Origin of the sequence: Streptomyces sp. NPDC059906 (genome assembly GCF_042730645.1) — a bacterium.
Classification (GTDB): Bacteria; Actinomycetota; Actinomycetes; order Streptomycetales; family Streptomycetaceae; genus Streptomyces; species Streptomyces rubrogriseus.
This window is the reverse complement of sequence record NZ_JBHWKU010000055.1, coordinates 1-18555: the sequence shown is the minus strand read 5'-3', so window position 1 is coordinate 18555 and position 18555 is coordinate 1. Positions and strand designations below refer to the sequence as shown.

Here is an 18555-nt window from a genome sequence, read left to right as displayed (position 1 = left end):
AGATCAGAGGGTGGAGGAAGCTGCGGCGGCGAGTGGCGAGCCGGTGGGAACAGCTGCGGTGACGGTGTCGAAGAGGAGCTTCTTGAAGCCGGCCTCGTCGACGCGGCGGACCAGGGTGAGATTGGGGGCGGGAGCGGACACGCGCCGGTCGATGATCATCTGACCGCGGGTGTCACTGGAGACGGAGATGCCGACGTGGGCCTGCTCCTGCTCGGTGACGAGGCCGGGCTGGAGCGCCACGGCCATGGCCACGGGGTCGGGCAGGTCGTAGCCGGCCAGCCCGGTGACATCGCGGGCCCACTCGGCGACGCTGCGGTTGATGCGGTGCGCGAACGTCGCCTTCGGGGTGCCGAGCTGCTCCAGGCGCCGCTGGTCGGCTTCGGTCATGACGGCGTCCTTGCGGGAGACGTCCCAACCGATCCACGTGACCTTTTCGGGTGTGGCGGCCTGCGTGACGATTCGGGCGGCCTCGGGATCGGCCCAGACGTTGAACTCGGCGCTGGGCGAGATGTTGCCGCGCAGGTCGGCGGCGCCGGCCATGCAGTACACATGCCGGTAGCGGGTGAGCAGTTCGGGGTCGCGCAACAGGGCGGCAGCGATGTTGGTGAGCGGGGCGAGCGTGACCAGCGTCAGCTCTCCCGGGTGTTCACGGGGGTAGGACAGCAGGGCCTCGACGGCGTGCGTGGTCTCGCAGACGGCGGTCGGGTCGGGCAGTCCGATGTCGCCCATGCCGTCCTCGCCGTGCACGTGCTGAGCGCTGGACAGGGCCCGCGTCATCGGCCGGGAGCAGCCGGGGTACACAGGAATGTTCGTGCGGCCTGCGGTCTCAAGGGAGATCAGGGCGTTGCGGGTGCCGGTCTCGACGGGCACGTTGCCCGCCACGGTGGTCACCGCTCTGATGTCGCCCAGACCGCTGGCAGCGGCGAGCAGAAGCGCCACTGCGTCGTCGGACCCGGTGTCGGTGTCAATGATCAGGGGAAGGGCAGGCATGGCCGTGCTCCATTCGTGCGAGTCGTGCGGATTGGGGGTACGGGGCCGTGCCTGGTCAGCGGGCCATGCGGACGAGGTCGCGCGGCCGGGGCAGGGCACCTCGGGCACCGAGCGCGGTGACGGCGAAGGCGCCCGCGGCTGCTGCTGCGGCGGCTGCCTGGGGGAGGGCGTGGCCGTGGGCGAGTTCGGCAGCGAGTACGCCGCACAGGACATCTCCGGCGCCGGTGGTGTCGACGACGGTCACGGCAGGGGCGGGGATGTGCTCACATCGCCTCCCCTGGGCGATCAGTGCCCCGTCACCGCCTAGGGTGACCACTGCGCCGGAGGCCGCCTCTGCCAGGGCGCGGGCGGCGGCCTGGGCATCAGCGGCTCCGGTGAGCTGCCGGGCTTCGACCTCGTTGACCACCAGCAGCGGCCGGTGATCCTTCGTCCATGCGGGCAACGATGCGGCCGGGGCTGCGTCGTGCACCCATCGCGTGCCCGGCGCAAGGCAGTCGGTGACAGCGTGAAGACAGGGGAGGGGGACCTCGCCGCTCGTGAGGATCACATCCGTGGCCTGCGGTCGGAGCACGGTCAGGGCGTCGGTGACGTCCCGGGCGGACAGCAGAGCGTTGGCGCCGCTGATGACGGCGATGCTGTTCTCGCCGTCCGGGTCCACCGTGACCATCGCCTGACCGGTCGGCGCGGACACCTCGGTGATCACCGTGTCGACGCCGACCGAGGCGCCGCGCAGGTTGGCGAGCGCCTTGAGACCGTCGGCGTCTCCGCCGACCTTGGCCACCAGGTGCGTGGCGACGCCCATCGCGGCGGCGGCCACGGCCTGATTGGCGCCCTTCCCGCCGAAACCCTCGGTAAGGGAGGACACCAGCACCGTCTCACCCGGGGAGGGAAGGGCGGGACAGTGCAGGATCCGGTCGATGTTCACCGAGCCGACGGCCACCACACGGCCTGGAGGGAATCCGTTCATACTTCCTGTCTAATCGTTTAGATGAGAGGATGCAAGGGCTATGACGAAGCGAGCAGGCAAGGCACCCACGCTGACGGACGTGGCCCGCGCGGCCGGGACCTCGACAGCAGTGGTCAGCTATGTGATGAACAACGGGCCCCGCCCCGTCGCGGCCGAGACCCGCGAGCGGGTCCTGGCCGCCGCGGCGGAGCTGGACTACCGGCCCAACCGCATCGCCCGGGCTCTGCGCTCCCGCACCACGGGCGTGGTCGGCCTGATCCTGGCCGACGCCTCCACCCCCTACTTCGGAGCGCTGGCCCGGCACATCGAGCAGGCGCTGGAACAGCACGGAAAGCTCACACTGATCGGCAACGCCGGATACTCTCCCGACCGGCAAAAGCACCTCGCCGACAAGTTCCTCGCCGCCCAGGTCGACGGGCTCATCATCGTCTCCGCCGACGGCGGCACCGACGTCGCCGCCCAGGCCCGGCGGGCCGGTGCGCCGGCCGTGTACGTGCACAACCAGCCGGAGGACGGGCAGTTCCCAGCCGTAACCGCCGACAACGAAGCCGCCGTCCAGCAGGCCGTCACCCACCTGCGCAGCCACGGGCACACCCGCATCGCCTTCCTCGCCGGACCCGACGACGCCGGCCCCGTCAGCCGCCGCCGCGCCACCTGGCAAACGGCCCTCGCCAACGCCGACGCCCCCCTGCTGCGCTGCGCATACACCCGCGCCGCCGCAGCCGCCCTGACCCAGCGCCTGATCAGCGAGGGCGCCATGCCGGCCGCGCTGATCACCGGCACCGACGAACAGGCCATCGGCGTCCTCGCCGGAGCCCGAGCCTCCGGACTGCCCGTCCCCGACCGCCTGTCCGTCATCAGCCTCGACGGCACCCCCGACAGCGCCTACACCGCCCCCGCCCTCACCGCCACCGAGCAACCCCTGCACACCATGGCCCAACAGGCCGTCGCCCTCCTCCTCAACAACACCTCCCCCCAGCCCCCGGCCCACGCCTCGCTGGTCCTGCGCCAGAGTTGCGGCTGCCCCCTGTGAGGTCTCAGGAGGTGCTTGGCCGCTTGTGCTCCGACACGTACGGCTGATGGAGCTGCTGGCAGATCTGTCTTCGGTGGTCAGGCGCTGCCGCCGACCGCGGCTGTGGTGGAGCCGCGAGGGCGCTGCGTGACCACGGGCCCGAGATGCACCGGCTGGGCGAGGTGCTGCGCGTGCGGACGACTTCCAGGTTCGGCGTCGACGTCTGGGTCGGGATCGGCCCCTCGATCACGATAGGCGGCCGAGGAGGTCGTCGATGGTGTCGGCGAGGTCCTTCACCTCGTCGCCGGGGCCGATGGCCAGGCGTTCGTGCAGGCTGTCGGCGGTGATCCGGCGGGTGGCCGCAGTCATCACGCGCAGCGGGCGCAGCACCCGGCCGGCGACGAACCAGCCGAGGCCGACCGAGATCACCGCCATGACGCCGAGGGCGATGGCGGAGCCGATCACGATCTGCCGGGACTGGGTGTCGTGCGCCTGGGTCAGCTGCTGCTCCAGCTCGTCGATGCGGCCCTGGGCCTGTGCCGCCGTGGCGGGCTGATCGGCGCCGCCATCGAGGGCGGTCTGGCTGGAGCGCGATCCGCCGGATGCCACCACGGCCGCGATGGCCAGCAGCGCCGTTCCCGACAGCAGGAACAGAGTCACGTACAAGGCGGTGAAGCGGGTGCGGGCAGTGCCACGGCGCAGGCCGAGCCGGGCAGTCAGGCCCGCGAGCCGTCGGGGCGGACCCCATGTCATCTGCATGCTCCCCTCTCGCCACTGCACCAGGACACGTACCGGGCCAGGCTAAGCCGAGGCGCCTAACAGCGAGATGACAAGGGCCGTTCGGCCCCTGTAACTCGCTCCGTCACAGGGTGGGGCCATGAGTGATGAGAGTACGAAGGCGACGATCGAGGTCATGGGTTTGCGTAAACGCTTCGGGCCACAGCTGGCTCTGGACGGGATGACGTTCACCGTGCGGCCCGGACGGGTGACCGGTTTCGTCGGCCCGAACGGCGCGGGCAAGTCCACCACCATGCGCGTGATCCTGGGTCTTGACGCGGCGGAGGAGGGAAAGGCCCTGGTCGGTGGGGTGCCGTACCGCACCCTGCGTCGCCCGCTTCGGCATCTGGGGGGACTGCTCGACGCCTCCGCGCTGCAGCCGAGCCGTACCGCCCGTAACCACCTGCTGTGGCTGGCCCACTCACAGGGCGTGCCGCCCCGGCGCGTGGACGAGGTCATCGAACAGGCCGGCCTGGGCACGGCGGCCCGGCGCAAGGCCGGCGGCTTCTCGCTGGGCATGCGCCAGCGCCTGGGGATCGCGGCGGCGCTGCTCGGTGACCCACCGGTCGTCATGCTGGACGAGCCGTTCAACGGCCTCGACCCCGACGGCATCGTGTGGATGCGCGGCTTCCTGGCGGAGCTGGCCCGGCAGGGCCGCGCCGTCCTGGTCTCCAGTCACCTGATGAGCGAACTCGAAGACACCGCGGACCATCTCGTGGTGATCGGTCGCGGCCGGGCCGTCGCAGACACCAGCGTGTCCGAGCTGCTCGCCGAGGCGTCCGGCGGCCGGGTCACCCTGCGTACCTCCGCGCCTGCCCGAGCCGCCCAGGTCCTGCACGGCGCGGGCGCCACCGTTCTCGCCACCGGCCCCGACTCCCTCGGCGTCACGGGCCTGCCCGACGAGGAGATCGTGGCCCTGCTCGCCCGGAACGGGGTGCCGTTCTCCCAGGTGTCCGCGCACCGGGCGACGCTCGAAGAGGCGTACATGGAGCTCACCCGGGACGCGGTGGAATACCGGGGCATCCCGGCGGGGGAGGCCACGCGATGACAGCCACCCTCACCCCTCACCCCCCGGTCACAGGGCGTGCTGAGCGGAGCGGGTTCCTCAGGACGCTGCACGCCGAGTGGACGAAGTTCCGTACGGTACGCGGCTGGGTCCTCGCCATGGCAGGGGCGCTCCTGGTGACGATCGTGGTCGGCCTGCTCGGCACGGCCGCCCCCGCCCCCGGCGGTCGCGGCGCCGACTCCGCCTCGTATCCGAAGGGCCCGGGCGGCGAGGCCGTCAATGACAGCTTCTACTTCGTCCACAGGACGCTCACCGGCGACGGCGCCCTCACCGTTCCCCTGCGGTCGCTGACCGGTGTGGCCGACACCGGGATCGGCAAGACGGCCCAGGGCGCCCAGCCCTGGGCGAAGGCCGGGGTCATCGTGAAGGAAAGCCTCACTCAGGGATCCCCGTACGCGGCGGTCATGGTCACCGGCGGTCACGGCGTGCGCATGCAGTACGACTACACGCACGACACGGCGGGTCCTTCCGGCAAGGTCACCCAGGAGTCCCCGCGCTGGCTGCGCCTGGTCCGCTCCGGCGACAGCCTCACCGGTTACGCCTCCATCGACGGCTCCCACTGGACCAAGGTCGGCCATGCGAAGCAGCCTGGGCTTGCGCGCACCGTGCAGGCCGGGCTCTTCGCCACGTCACCGGAGGCGAAGCAGGACACCGCGGCGGGCACGGGCTTCAGTCCCGCCGTGGCCACCGGCACCTTCGGCCGTCCCGGCCTCACCGGTGGCTGGTCCCAGAGCGCGTGGAGCGGCACACAGGTGGGCGGAGACGCGGGCACCTCCGGCAGCTACACGAACACCACCAAGGGCGGCTTCACCCAGACCGACGGCGGCGGGTTCACCGTGACCGGGGCCGGTGACATCGCACCGGTCGTCGGCGGGCCCGCCATGGGCGTCGGCTTCTCGGTCGAGAACTTCCTCGTCGGCACATTCGCCGGGCTGATCGTGGTGATCGCCGTGGGCACGGTGTTCATCACCGGCGAGTACCGGCGCGGTCTGCTGCGTACGACCATGGCGGCAACCCCCCTGCGGGGCCGGGTGCTTAGTGCCAAGGCGCTGGTGGCCGGGGGCGTTGCGTTCGCCATCGGCCTGGTGGCCGCCGCGATCACCATTCCCATCGGGGAACGCAGCGCGCGCGGCAGGGGCTTCCATGTCTTCCCCATCACGTCGGCGACCGAAGTGCGCGTCATGGTCGGCACCGGCCTGCTCTGCGCAGCCACCGCCGTGCTCGCTCTCGGCGTCGGCGCCCTGCTGCGGCGCAGCAGCACGGCGGTCGCCCTGGTCATCGCGTCGATCGTGCTGCCCTTCCTGCTTGCCGCCTCCGGCGTACTGCCCCCGGGCGTCTCGGAGTGGCTGCTGCGGGTGACCCCGGCTGCGGGCTTCGCCGTCCAGCAGACCCTGCCGCAGTACGCGCAGGTGCTCAGCGTGTACGAACCGTCGACCGGCTACTACCCGCTGGCGCCATGGGCCGGCCTCGCCGTGCTGTGCGGATACGCCGCGCTCGCCTTCGGTCTGGCCGTGGTGCGGCTGCGCGGGAGGGACGTATGAGTCTCCTGAGAAGTGCACGACTCACGAGCACGGCGGACGGCGCGTGGCGAGGGGACTTCGGCCGCGCCCTGCGCGCGGAGTGGACGAAGCTGCGCACCACAGGGGACATGGGCAGGTTGCTTCTGCTCGCCGTCGCGCTGACCGTGGCCCTCGGCTGCGGCACTGCCAAGGCCGTGAAGTGCCCGGATACGGGGTGCGGCCAGGACGCCGTCAAGCTCGCCCTGACCGGCGTCACCGTCGGGCAGGCGGTCATCGCCGTCCTCGCGGTGCTGGCCGTCAGCGGCGAGTACGGCACCGGAATGATCCGCACCACACTCACGGCGGTGCCGAACCGGCTCACCGTCCTCACCGCCAAGGCGACGGTCCTCACCACGGTCGTCCTGATCTCCGGGACGGCTGCCGTCCTCCTCGCTCCTCGCCGGCCGCTACATCCTGCCCGGCAACGGATTCACCGAGGCCCACGGCTATGCCCCGCTGTCCTTGACCGACGGCCCGACCCTGCGCGCTGCCGTGGGCTCGGTCCTCTACCTCGTCCTGATCGCCCTGATCGGTCTCGGCGTCGCGACGGCGGTACGGGAGGCGGCGACTGCCATCGGGATCGTACTTGGGCTGCTCTATCTCTTCCCGATCGTCACCCAGGTGGTCAACGACCCGCAGTGGCAGCGGCACCTTCAGCAGATCTCGCCCATGACCGCCGGACTCGCGGTCCAAGCCACCGCCCATCTGCACGAACTGCCCATCGGCCCATGGGCCGGCCTGGGCGTACTCGCCACGTGGGCCGCGGCCGTGCTGCTGGTCGGCAGCCTGCTGCTGCACAGGCGCGACGCGTAGCCGAATCGAGCCGACCCCGAGCGCGGTGGATTCGGGCCCCTGCCCGGCCCGGCGCCACACCCGCTCAACGATCCAGCCGAGCGGGAGCGACTCCGGGCGGACGGGTCTTCAGGATGCCGACCCGGACCCGCCGTCCGCCGCCGATCGGGCGGCTTCCGCCTCGGGCACGGTGCGGGGGCCGGGCACTATGGACGCCGCGGCGGCGAGGGCGGTGGGCGGCGCGGTCCTCGGAGGGAAGGCGCCACCAGGCCGGTGACGTCACCACGGTGGCCCGCGCGCGGGCCCTGGGGAGCTGGGTGTCGAGGAGGGCAGCGGCCTGCATGACCGAGGGTCCCTTCGGCAAAGGTGGTCAGGCCGCCTGGCCGAAGCCGGCCACGGACGGTTCCTGCTCGCGCAGCGGGGTGAAGTCGGCGTCGAGCTTCGGGTCGTACGCGTCGGGCTGGATGCCGAGTTCGTGCGTGGAGTACTCGCCGAACCGGTTGATGTGTTCGGTCAGGTACGGCGAGATGTGCGCCAGTTCCTCCGGGTCGATCGTCCAGCCCTCCTCCAGCAGCTGCCGCACGATCTCCGCGATGCCCAGGGCGTTGTGGAAGATCACCGCGTTCGTGAGCAGCGCGTTGAACTTCATCGCCTTCTCCTGCTCTACGGGGTCGTTGCCGGCGATGACGCCGCGGTTGCCGAACCCGATCCACTGGGAGAACCGGTTGAACGACTCGACCTTGTTCGTCGCCGCGGTCACCCGTCGGCGCAACGGGGCGTCCGAGAGGTAGCGCAGCAGCTGCACGGTGCGGATCACCCGGCCGACCTCGCGGAAGGCGGCGTAGGTGGCGTTCTTCTTCGACCCGGACCGCAGGCGCTTGAGCAGGGTGGAGGAGGAGATGGCGCCCTCGCGCACGAAGACGGCGACCCGCATGAGGTCGCGGAACTGGGACTCGTTCAGGTCGAAGTCGGTTGAGTTCTTGCCCGGCTCGCCGAACAGGGCGTCGATGTGCACGTACTCCGTGGTCTTGCTGGGCCGGTTGAAGGCCATGCCCTTCCAGTTCCTGATCCTGGGCATCAGGTCGAAGCCCAGCAGGTGCGCGAGCGCGAACACGGGCTGGGACTGGCTCTGGGTATCGGCGTGCACGGTGGTCGGCTTCACCTCGGGCGTACTCTTCAGCAGGCCCTCGATGATGTAGACCCGCCTCCCACACCCCGCACGGGATGAAGTGCGTGAACAGCGCGATGTAGGTGTCCGAGACGTGGTGGAGGCGATCCCGCCCGGCTTCCCGTACTGCACGGACGTCTCGGTCAGCAGGTTGTCGGCCACTGCGGTGCCGTCACCCCACGCCTGGGAGATGTCGAGGCGGGCGTGCGCGTTGACCAGGTCGGCGATCGTCTCGTTCAGCAGCACCAGGGAGAAGCGCCGGTTCGCCGTATACGCCAGCTCGTGCCCACTCACCCTGGGGATGTGGCGGGCAGCCTCGTACGGGCACATGTTGGTGCCCTTCACGAACGTGGTGATCACATACCTGCCGAAGGGGTCGGCGAGCTTCGGCTCGTTGCCGCAGGCCGGACCGAACGGGCGCCACCACTCCACCCAGTACGCCGTGCGGACCAGAATCCCCATCAGGGAGCGTTCCGGCATCCGGGCCTTGATCTCCTCCTCCAGCCGCTTCGCGGACGGCCGCTGCCCCTCCGCCCGGTGCGCCTTCAGCGATGGAATGCCCGTCTCGGGGTCGATGAACAGGCCCTCATTGTCCGGGTACCCGGCATCCGCCGCCGCAGCGGCACCTCGCAGCTTGTCCTCCAGCTGACGGTGGAAGAAGGCGGCGTCGAACCCGGCCGCCTCGCCTTCCTCACACAGGCCGACCGCCACCAGGTAGGACGCCGGCTTCTCCTGGACGGGCCTCCCAGGTCGGCAACTGCGTCGACCAGTCCACGTACTCCTCCGAGCCCACCACGGCCACATCCCCGGTGCGCAGTTCCTCCGCGAGCGCGGTGAAGACCATCGCCTCGAAGTGCCTGCGGACGAACTGCCCCGGCCGCGTCCTGTCGAGGACGGCCTTCTGCCAGTTCTGCGTGGCGAAGGAGATGTCCACCGGACGGCCGTCCTCGCCCAGGGCACTGATGTACTCGCCGCGCGCCGCCTGGTGCCGCTGCGCGTGCGCGAGCGCGTCCAGCACCAGCCCGTCCTCCGACGTCGCGGTGAACTCCAGCTTTTCGGCCAGTCGAACATCACCGCCCGGTCCCGGCCGATCTGCCCGCACAGCAACACCTCCCAGAAGTTGCCGTGATGGGCGGAGACCTTCTCGATCTGCTCGCACTGCCTGGCGAACCCGTCGAAGCCCTCCACCGCCTTCGTGACCGCGCCGAACCCGCCGGCCTGCACCATCTGCGCCTTCACCAGGGCCAGGACAGCCGGGGAGACCCTGCCCTCCCGCCGCACAGCGACCTCGCCCAGGGGCGCCTGTTCGTCCAGGCCCTCCAGCGCCTGGCGGACCTCGGCGGTCATCGTCGTGGCCTTCGTGAGCGCCTCCTGGGCCGGGCCGCCCTCGTCGATGTTCTTCAGCAGGGTGCGGTAGTTCCCGATCAGGGCCTCGACGATCTCCCGCTCGGCGAGCCGGATCCCCTCCAGCTCCACCTTGGCCTTCTTGATCTTCATCGCCACGCGCTTGCAGAACATCGTCGCCAGGTCGTCCCTCACCCGCATCCGCGCCTTGTGTGCCAGCACGCCACCAGCGCGAGGCGCTTGACCGGCTTGTAGTCCCGCAGCTCCGCCAGGTCGGGCCGCGTCCGTCTCCCCGGCGAAGTCCGTGATCTTCCCCGCCGCGACGCCGTCCATCCACACGCCCGTGTCGCCGAGCCCGTCCACCCACTCCAGCGGCTTGGCCAGGTTCTTGAAGTGCGACCAGGTCGGGCCCTGGGAGGGCTTCTTGAGCCGGTTGTACAGGGTTGTGTCGTCGCTCTCGCGCTCCTCCGGCAGCCGCAGCAGCCCCGCCCGCTCGAACGCGCTCTTCCGGTCGTGGATACCTCCGCAGATCCCGGCGTTCACCTCCTTACGGAGAGCTGAGGCCATCGTGCCAAAGGTGGAGAACGCCGGCAGCTCCAGCCCAGCCTCCACCACCTTCTCCAGCGCGATGTTGATCAGGCCCGCACCTGGTCGTAGGCCACACGGACCCGCTGCCGAACCAGCCCCCGGTGGTTCTTCACGGTCTTCGCCGCCCCGGTATACCGGCAGCGTGCCCTCCGGCAGCTCCACCGCCCGCCGCACGAACTCCGCCACCGCCTTCAGGATGTCCTCCGCCTTCGGGAAGCACCCCATGCGCTGATACGACTTCAGCGTCAGCAGCAGGGCCAGCAGATGCTCATCGCTGTCCGTAGGGTCGGCGGCTCACTCCAACTCATCGCGAGTCGGCGAGAAGTACAGATGCAGCTCGTGCGCGGTGATCAGCCGCTTGAACCGCGGATACGCGGTCCGTTCGATCGAGGTCACGACCGACCCCAGGCCCCGGATGACAGTCAACATCACCACCAACGAGACCGAGCCGAACGGGTGACGTGCCGGGCCCCCATGTCTTCAAGATCATCCCGCGGCCCTTTTGGGCTCACCTCGGCGATACCCCTTCTTGTCGGACTTCTTGTCGGCGAAGATCCGGATGCACCCTGCTTCGGTGAGTGCGTGGGCCTTCCGGCCGAGCAACTGCCCCTTGGCGGATACACGTGCGTATCCCACAAGGTCGCCGGTCGTACGGCCGGAACGGGGGCGAGGAGATCAGCGGCGTCGTCGTCCCGGGGTGGCTGCACCCGCCTGATCGTACGGAAACGGTGCTCCTCAAGTTCCTGAGCACATCGACTTTCTGACACCATTTTATGGGCATGATCCGGCGCCGATCGGGCCGCGTGCCGCTGTTTGCTGATCTTGCTCATCAATCAGTCGATTGACGAGCAAGAACCGGTTCAGCCTCCGAGACGGTGCGTGAGGTGGAGCAGGTCTGGCAGGTGTAGCACTCTTCCGTCGAATCCTGGGAGGGGGACATGGAGCTGCTGGGTCCAGTGGGCGGGGATTGCATCCAGCCCGTAGTACGCCCCCGCGAGGCCTCCGGTCACCGCGGCGACGGTGTCCGTGTCGCCGCCGAGGTCGATCGCCGCGCGTATCGCGTCTTCGAAGCTGGTGGTGGTGCGCAGTGCCCAAATGGCGGAGCCCAGGCAGGGCCAGACGGCGCCGTTGAACTCGGTGGCCTGATCGGGGTGCCAGTCGGGCGCGAGGACTGTGGCGTAGCGGCCGCGGTGGTCGGGGTGGACAAGAGCCAGTACGTCAGGGAGCGAGATGAGGGGGTCGGTGTCCTCGAACGTGACGCGGATGAGTTCGTGGAAGATCGCGGTGCCTTCCCAGGCCGCGCGGTCCCCGTGGGTGAGGGCAGCGATGCGGCGGGCCGCGTCCATGGTGGCTTCTTGGCCGGCGGCCGCGAAGTGGACCGCAGCGGTCGATGCCCGCATCAAGGAGCCGTTTCCCGCTGCTCGCTGGTTGACCTGGAAATGGATCGCGGCGGCAAGGTCCCAGGGCATGCCGTTGGTCAGGACGTCTTCGGTCTGCAAGCCGATGTCCTTCGGCTCTGATGCCGCCCACCGCTGGAAGCGGGTGAAAATGTCCGGCAGATCCAGTCCGCCACGCTCCAGCAGGGACTCCGCGACCAGAACGGCCATCTGCGTGTCGTCAGTGGCCTCGCCGGGTTCCCAGCCACCGCCTCCACACATCTCGCCACCGGCATCAGGCGCGGGAAACCGCGCGGAGAACGCTCCCTGGGGACCGAACTCGAAGGGGCCGCCCAAGGCATCACCCACCGCCGAGCCGACGACCGCGCCAGCGGCCCGCTGTATCCGCTTCATTCGCGCAGGTTATCTGTGCCGTCTCGTCAGCCGCGCGGCGCAATTCCTTCTTCGGCTCCCCGAACCATCGGCGGCGACCGCGTCTCGTCCTACGGAGGTGACTGCGGTGACGAAGGCAGAGGGCTCACCGATCTGTGCGGCTCAGCACCGACTGATCGACGTCCGCGGCGGTACGAGGGGGAGGAACCGTCGAGCCTGCAGTGAGGTTCAGACGGGTGTCCGTGTCGAGGTTTACCTCACCGTAGGGCCGGACGGGGGACCAGAAGAGCGGGGTCAGGCCACGCCGGTCGGCAGGGGTGAGGAGGTCCGCCCACTCCGGTTCGCCGAGGACGTCCTGGAGCATCAGGGTGTTCACGTAGACCAGGGCCGATTGGAGAATCCGCAGGCACAGGACGAACATCTCCTGCTCGTCGCGCCGGTTCGAGGCCATCTCTCCACCCTTGCCGTAGACGATCACGGAGTTGGCGCCATTGGAGGACTCCATGACGTTCAGGCCCTCCTCGATCTCCCGCTGGAGGTCCCGGAGCCTCAGGTAGCGGGCCACGAAGGTGGTCTTCTGGGCGCGGCCGACCTCCAGCATCCGGCCTCGGGATTGGTAGGCGTCGTTGATCGCGTAGTCGGTGTTCGGCTGCCCGCTGTCGTGGGTGGGGAGCGAGTGTCACGGGCTGTGGTCGCGTCCGTCCCGTGGGGCGAAGGCTGTGAGGGCGTCGGCGTCGGTCGCGCGAGCGTGCAGGAAGTAGTCGGCCCATTCGATGATGTCGGGGTAGGACGAGTCCTGGCTGAGCTGGGTGGCTGCGGCTTGGAGGTCGAAGTTCGTGGTGCGGAGTTCGACGCCCGGGCCCAGTAGGGCCCAGTGTGCTCCGGTACGTCCGTAGGGCATGCCGATGCTGCCGGGGTTGATCACGAGTCGGCCGTGGGCGAGGCGAACGAACGGCATGTGGGTGTGGCCGCAGACCACGGTGCGAATGTCGGTATCGAGTCCGTTGAAGACTTCCTTCCAGCGGTCGAGGCGGGAGTCGACCAGGACGACCTCCTCGTCGTCGCGAGGGGTGGCGTGGCAGAACAGCACCTTTCCCAGGCCGTTCACGGACAGGGAGAGTGATCGTGGAAGCGAGCCGAGAAGGTCGAGATGGTCTTCGCGGAGCTGTTCGGCTGCCCAGGGGGCGATCTGGTCGGGGATCGTGTCGCGTTGCCCCCGGCGGTATTCGAGGAGCTCGCGGTCGGCGTTGCCGCTGATCCAGATAACGCGGTCGCCGAGGCTGGTCAACAGGTCGAGGACCTGGGCCGGTTGGGGGCCGGCGGCGATGTCGCCGGTGAGCACGATGTGATCGGCGGTGCTGACGTCTGGTTCGGCGAGTACTGCCTCCAGGGCCGGCAGGACTCCGTGAATGTCGGACAGGACGGCTACTCGGTTCAGCATGGTCACCACTGTGGGGCGAAGGCAGCCGAGTGGTGTGATCTTTCGCCGGGCGCGTAGTTCGAGGGGGCCGGTCAGCGTGTCTGGTCGCCGGGTGCGTAGTTCTCTTCCAGGGCTCCGGCCTCGGTGGCGATGCGGGTGGTGCTCTTGTCGTGGTAGCCCAGTGCCTGGGCGATGACGGGCGCCGAGGCCTGGAGGATGAGCTGGCGGCTGGCTCGGGCGGCGGCCGGGGAAGAGCCAGGGCGAATCCTGGTTGATGGCAGGGGTGTTGGCGGGCAGGTCCTCGAAACTTCCTGGGACGGAATTGAATCACGTCGGGATAACAATTAAGGAGTGGATGTTCTAGGTGGTTAGAACGTTTGTTCTGTGTCATGGCGATCCCGCAGTTGTTTCCTGCGGGATCGCTGAATTTCTCTCCTTGCTTGAAATGAATGAGGTTGCAATCTTTAATGTCTGGCAAGCTGCATCCGAGGCTAATGAAAAGGTGGGACAATTCTCCCGTTGTGTGTCCGGATCATGAGTGGTTGTCGCAGCAGGGAGCCGCTCAAGAATTGGGTATCTCGATCCTGAGTGTAGGGTGGAGAATTGCCTGCGGGAACTTGACCCCGGCGCATAATAGTAAGCGAGAGGCGGGAGTTGCTCGTGCTAGCGTTACACGAGATCGAGAGTGGCTAGCTTCCGCCTCTCGGATGAAAAAGGTGTTTCGTATCGTTAGAGGGTTTTTCGCTGGCTCTGAACAAAGTCGAAGGCCAGTAGGTTCGTGCGGTCAGGGGCGGGTCGAGTCCTGGGGGCGTGCATGGGCGATAGCCAGGTGACGATCATGCTCACGAGTGATGAGGCACTGGTGCTGTCGCACTGAAGCTCCAGATGACGGACCTCAGTCAGGCTATCGACGATCCGGCGGTTTGGGCGCCGATTCATCGGATCGTCGGAACACTCGCCAAGGCGCTTCCCGAGCGGTTCACGCTTGACTGTGACCAGCGGCTTGAGGCCGCTCGTCAGAGGCTGCATGGTGCGGCTGTGGTCGCGGGCGGTGAAGGCAAGAGTGTCGGCCTCGGCGCGGGCTGTGGGTTGCGCGGTCTGTCGGCGCCGGCATGCACGGCCGGGCGGAAGACAGGATCATCGGCTGGGTCTCGCGGGGGCAGTTGCCGTGTTCACCTTCTCCTCATTCGCGGTTCACGGGTCTCGTTGAGACTGCCTGGTGGCCGGGCAGGGGGTCGCCATTCGCCAGGGGGAGCCGGCCAGTGTTGCGGCGGCCGCCTGGTCCCCGCGTGGGCAGGGGAGTGAGACGTGGGTGCTGTCGGAACGACGGCCAGGCCAGGACCGCCGCGCAAGGTGCGGGCGTCGGGTGGCGGCAGGCGGGCCGTGTCCGTGACCATTGTGGTTGCGGTGGTCTGGGTGGTGCTGTCCGCGCTGGTCCTGCCTGCCGGTGTTGCGGCGGCGGTTCCGTTGACCAGATCGCAGACGACGGTGTTCACCGAGGGCGAGCGAGAGGCCGGGGGCTCCGCCTCCTACGTGTGCTTCCGGGCCCCCGCGGTGGTCAAGGCCGCCGACGGTACTCTGCTCGCCTTCGCCGAGGGCCGGATTGGCAGCTGCTCTGACACAGCCTCCATCGACATCGTCGTGAAGCGCTACGTCGACGGCGCATGGGGTGCCCTGCAGGTGGTGGCCCGGCACAGCGCCGGGCACATCTACCACAATGTGACGCCGGTGGTCGACGCCGCCTCGGGTCGGGTCGTCCTGCTGTACACCGAGAACTACGACCACATCCACCGCATCGTCAGCGAGGACGACGGCCTGCACTGGATGGCCGCGGACGACATCTCCGCCGACGTCTGGTCAACTGCCTGGGGAGCCCTGTACGCCGGCCAGATGTCGACAGGTCCCGCGAGCGCCACCCAGCTCACCCACGGCCAGCACGCCGGCCGCCTGGTCGCCGGCATAACGGTACGCGTGGCACCGGGGGCCGCGCCGGCCAACCTGGGCGGAGCGCTTGTCTACAGCGACGACGGCGGCCTCACCTGGAGGCTCGGCGCCTCCTCACTCGGCGCCGAACCCGCAATCGGAGCACAGGAGCTGAGCCTGTTCGAACGCGGTGACGGCAGCCTCTTCGTGACGGCGCGCAATGAGGAAGGCGACTCCGGGACCAGGGACAGGGCGGTCTACGCGGTCTCGGGTGATCAGGGGCTCAGCTTTGAGTCCGACTTCGCACTCCTCCCGGACATGGACTTGCCCGGCACCGGCATACAGGCGTCGACCCTCGCCCTGCGCGAGATGAACCGCGACGGCTATGACCGGGCCCTGTTCGCCGCCCCCGTCGGCCCGAACCGCGAGGATCTCACCATCCGCTCCTCCTTCGACGGGGGTTTCACCTGGCAGGATGCCGCCGACGGCGCCCTCGTGAAGGACGGGTACTCCGCCTACAGCTCCATGACCGCCCTGGGCGGCGGAACCTTCGGCATCCTCTACGAGGCCGGAACCACCAAACAGCATCAGGACATCAGATTCGCCACGTTCACCGAAGCCGACCTGGACCTCCCCGCCGGCGCCGGCGCCCTCACCCTGAACCAGAACACCGGCGCGCTGGCCACCACCAGCCCAGACCAGCTGCACCTGTTCGCACCCACACCCGCCGGTGACCTCGGCCACTGGTTCGAGGAGGCCGACGGCACGGTCAAGCGCGGCACCTGGGGCACGGGCATCGCGGGCAAGACGGTCGCCTTCAACGACGGCGCCCAACAACACGTCCTCGCGCGCGGCACCGACGGCAGCCTCATCCACCGGTTCTGGAGCACGACCGGCCTCTCCTCGCAGACCTGGCTCGCCGCGGGCACAGTGGCCGGAGCACCCACCGGCTTCGTCACCTCCGGCCAACAGCACGCGTGGGTCCGCACGACCGACGGACGGCTCCTGCACACCTGGTGGGACGCCGGCACCGCCTTGCTGAAGCAGCAAACCTGGGCCGCCGCGGGCACCCTCGCCGGTGACCCCGTCGCCGTGCGCTACGGCGAGCAGCAGCACGTCTGGGCCGCCGGCACCGACGGCCGGCTCCACCACTGGTGGTGGACGAAGGGCCCGGGCATCCGCCACGAACTCTGGCCGGGATCGGCCAGGGGCGCTGCCACCGCCCTCGTCCAAAAGGGCCAGCTGCACGTCTACGCCGCCGACCCGGAGAACCGGCTCACCCACTGGTGGTGGGACAGCACGGACCAGGTGGTCAAGAGTCAGGTCCTGAGCACCCCGACCGCGCTCGCCGGACCGCCCGTCTCATTCGCGCACGGGGGACAGCAGCATGTCTTCGCCCGCACCACGGGCAACGCGCTCGCCCACTGGTGGTGGGACCCGACCACAGGCAACAACTACGCCGTGTGGCCCGGCCCGATCTCCTCGGACCCGGTGGCGCAAGTGGTCGGTGACACCCAGCACGTCTACGGTGCCGCGTCCGACGGAACACTCTCGCACTGGTGGTGGAACTCCGCTGAGGGCACCAAACGGGAAACCTGGGGCGGCAGTATCGCCACTACACCAGCCTGGTGACCGCCTGGCCGGAGGAAGCAACCTCACCGCCATGTGCCCTGCGGGCGGCGCCGTCCTGCGCACGCGACTCAGCCTGAGATGGTAAGTGCCGAACCGCCTGCCCCTGGGGCAAGGCACCGGGGCGGCCAGGGCCCGCAGATCCGCCAGTGCAGGGCCCGGAGTACCCTTTACGCGACTTTGGTTAACAGCGAGTAAACCTGAAATCTGAAGTAGGAAAACGTCGCGGCATTTCTCTGAAATTGCAAACTCCGATTCGGATGGGGAAATTCCGGCTGGCTGAAAATGATTCGCAATGATCGCCGGAAAACTCTGGGGTCATCTATTGAGAGTCTGCTAGGTTCGTACTGGCTGATCTTGAGTAGGCCGTATTCTTTCGCCAGAAACGGAGACACGTATGCGTATACGACGGGCTTTCTCTGCTGTCGCGCTTTCCGCCGCCATGGCCGCCACCTTCCTGGCCGGCTCCAGCGGAAGCGCGTCCGCCGCCTCGTCGGACTGCAAGAGCGGCTGGGTGTGCCTCTGGGACTACCCCGGCTACGACGGTGCGGCGTGGTCCGCTGCTTCCGGGCCGGGTTACTACACGGTGGGCTCCAAGGTGCAGGGCAAGGTCTCCAGCGTCTGGAACAACACCAGCCGCACCGTCTACCTCTGGTCCGAGTGCGACAACTACATCGTGCTGGGGCCCGGAGCCTCCGTGTACGACCTCTCCGACTACAACTGCGGTGGCACCGTGTACAACACCTGGAACAATCGGACCGACAGTCTGGACATCGTCTAGGCCGTGTCTTAGAACTCGCTGACCTGCATGGTTGGCCGTCCGTGGACATCGCGGGCGGCCATCCAGATGGTGCGGTCGCGGGCGATGCCGTTGATGCTGGTCGCTGTGGTGACCTCGTGCTCGGTGCGGGTGGTGTCACGGCGGACGATTTTCGTAGCCGCCTTCGTCCCGGACAGCCACGGAGGCGAACCAGACGGGGTCGTCCTCGTCGCGCTAGACGACCGCGAAGGTGTTGTCGGAGTCGTTGAGGTCGCTGATCATCATCAACAGCGCGTCCTCGGAGGGGTCGTCGACGCGGTCGCCGTTCTTGCTGTCGGCGCCGTAGTACTGAGCCCCCATCGTTGCCTTCCCCTCACGTGTTCACCTGGTCGCGGTCAGCATGGCCTGAGGAACGGACAGCTCAGGCCGGTCACAGCCATTCACCGATCGCGGCGATCAGAACGGTGGCTTCGAAGCGGACCGCGAACTTGTCGAACCGGGTGGCCACCGCCTGGTTCCGCTTCAGCCGGTTGATGCCGCACCCGACCGCGTGCCGGGCCTTGTAGTCCTCACGGTCGAAGGCCGGAGGCCGCCCGCCGACTGCCGAACGCGACGCCCGAGCGGGGCCGGGTCTCCTGGTCCGGTGCCCCCCGGGTGCAGCGCACATCTGGCTGATCCAGAACAAGCCCAAGGTGATGTGCGCCAAGAGCCAGTCCGAGCGCACCGACGGGTGGACCCCGAAGAAGCCGTTCCTCACCCACCCGAAGACGGCGATGCACCCGGAGATCCAG

14 protein-coding genes and 1 pseudogene are annotated in these 18555 nt (G+C 68.9%); 6 read left to right on the top strand and 9 right to left on the bottom strand.

The genetic code is table 11. From position 1 onward, the window contains the following. Positions 1-3: 3 nt before the first annotated feature. A complete protein-coding gene (locus ACFV9J_RS39480; protein ID WP_385362916.1) occupies positions 4-990 on the bottom strand; it encodes a nucleoside hydrolase in 987 nt (328 codons plus the stop codon). 55 nt (positions 991-1045) lie between these two features. Beyond that, positions 1046-1957: a PfkB family carbohydrate kinase gene (locus tag ACFV9J_RS39475; RefSeq protein ID WP_385362914.1), complete on the bottom strand. Its 912-nt coding sequence runs from the start codon at positions 1955-1957 to the stop codon at positions 1046-1048. 40 nt (positions 1958-1997) lie between these two features. Here ACFV9J_RS39475 and ACFV9J_RS39470 point away from each other — a divergent pair, with 40 nt between their 5' ends. Then, a complete protein-coding gene (locus tag ACFV9J_RS39470) occupies positions 1998-2990 on the top strand; it encodes a LacI family DNA-binding transcriptional regulator (RefSeq protein ID WP_385362912.1) in 993 nt (330 codons plus the stop codon). A 225-nt stretch (positions 2991-3215) separates the two neighbouring features. Here ACFV9J_RS39470 and ACFV9J_RS39465 read toward each other — a convergent pair whose 3' ends face one another. Then, positions 3216-3722, bottom strand: coding sequence for a HAMP domain-containing protein (locus tag ACFV9J_RS39465; protein WP_385362910.1), 507 nt, complete (start codon positions 3720-3722; stop codon positions 3216-3218). Positions 3723-3846: 124 nt separating this feature from the next. On the opposite strand from ACFV9J_RS39465, the gene ACFV9J_RS39460 reads away from it, so the two are divergent. The 3 genes from ACFV9J_RS39460 (at position 3847) to ACFV9J_RS39450 (ending at position 7184) form a co-directional block, all read left to right on the top strand. Continuing rightward, a complete protein-coding gene (locus ACFV9J_RS39460; protein WP_385362909.1) occupies positions 3847-4794 on the top strand; it encodes an ABC transporter ATP-binding protein in 948 nt (315 codons plus the stop codon). Then, positions 4791-6353, top strand: coding sequence for an ABC transporter permease subunit (locus ACFV9J_RS39455; RefSeq protein WP_385362907.1), 1563 nt, complete (start codon positions 4791-4793; stop codon positions 6351-6353). Before ACFV9J_RS39460 ends, ACFV9J_RS39455 begins: the two co-directional genes overlap by 4 nt. Positions 6354-6833: 480 nt before the next feature. Continuing rightward, complete coding sequence (locus tag ACFV9J_RS39450) at positions 6834-7184, top strand: hypothetical protein (protein ID WP_385362905.1); 351 nt, start codon at positions 6834-6836, stop codon at positions 7182-7184. A 349-nt stretch (positions 7185-7533) separates the two neighbouring features. Here ACFV9J_RS39450 and ACFV9J_RS39445 read toward each other — a convergent pair whose 3' ends face one another. The 4 genes from ACFV9J_RS39445 to ACFV9J_RS39430 form a co-directional block, all read right to left on the bottom strand. Continuing rightward, positions 7534-10488, bottom strand: coding sequence for a Tn3 family transposase (locus ACFV9J_RS39445; protein WP_385362903.1), 2955 nt, complete (start codon positions 10486-10488; stop codon positions 7534-7536). A 635-nt stretch (positions 10489-11123) separates the two neighbouring features. Then, complete coding sequence (locus ACFV9J_RS39440; protein ID WP_385362901.1) at positions 11124-12053, bottom strand: ADP-ribosylglycohydrolase family protein; 930 nt, start codon at positions 12051-12053, stop codon at positions 11124-11126. 124 nt (positions 12054-12177) lie between these two features. Then, entirely contained in the window at positions 12178-12633 is a 456-nt protein-coding gene (locus ACFV9J_RS39435; RefSeq protein WP_385362900.1) for a Tn3 family transposase, read from the bottom strand. Between the two features lie 78 nt (positions 12634-12711). Beyond that, positions 12712-13473, bottom strand: coding sequence for a metallophosphoesterase family protein (locus ACFV9J_RS39430; protein ID WP_385362898.1), 762 nt, complete (start codon positions 13471-13473; stop codon positions 12712-12714). A 1368-nt stretch (positions 13474-14841) separates the two neighbouring features. On the opposite strand from ACFV9J_RS39430, the gene ACFV9J_RS39425 reads away from it, so the two are divergent. Continuing rightward, positions 14842-17007 (top strand): exo-alpha-sialidase, encoded by a 2166-nt coding sequence (locus ACFV9J_RS39425; protein ID WP_385362896.1) that lies wholly within the window; start codon positions 14842-14844, stop codon positions 17005-17007. 394 nt (positions 17008-17401) lie between these two features. Then, complete coding sequence (locus ACFV9J_RS39420) at positions 17402-17785, top strand: peptidase inhibitor family I36 protein (RefSeq protein WP_385362895.1); 384 nt, start codon at positions 17402-17404, stop codon at positions 17783-17785. 8 nt (positions 17786-17793) lie between these two features. On the opposite strand, the pseudogene ACFV9J_RS39415 reads toward ACFV9J_RS39420, so the two are convergent. Both ACFV9J_RS39415 and ACFV9J_RS39410 read right to left on the bottom strand, forming a co-directional pair. Beyond that, positions 17794-18124 (bottom strand): annotated as a pseudogene (locus tag ACFV9J_RS39415) (hypothetical protein). 70 nt (positions 18125-18194) lie between these two features. Then, positions 18195-18470, bottom strand: a complete 276-nt coding sequence (locus tag ACFV9J_RS39410; RefSeq protein WP_385362893.1) for a hypothetical protein — start codon at positions 18468-18470, stop codon at positions 18195-18197. Between the last annotated feature and the right edge of the window lie 85 nt (positions 18471-18555).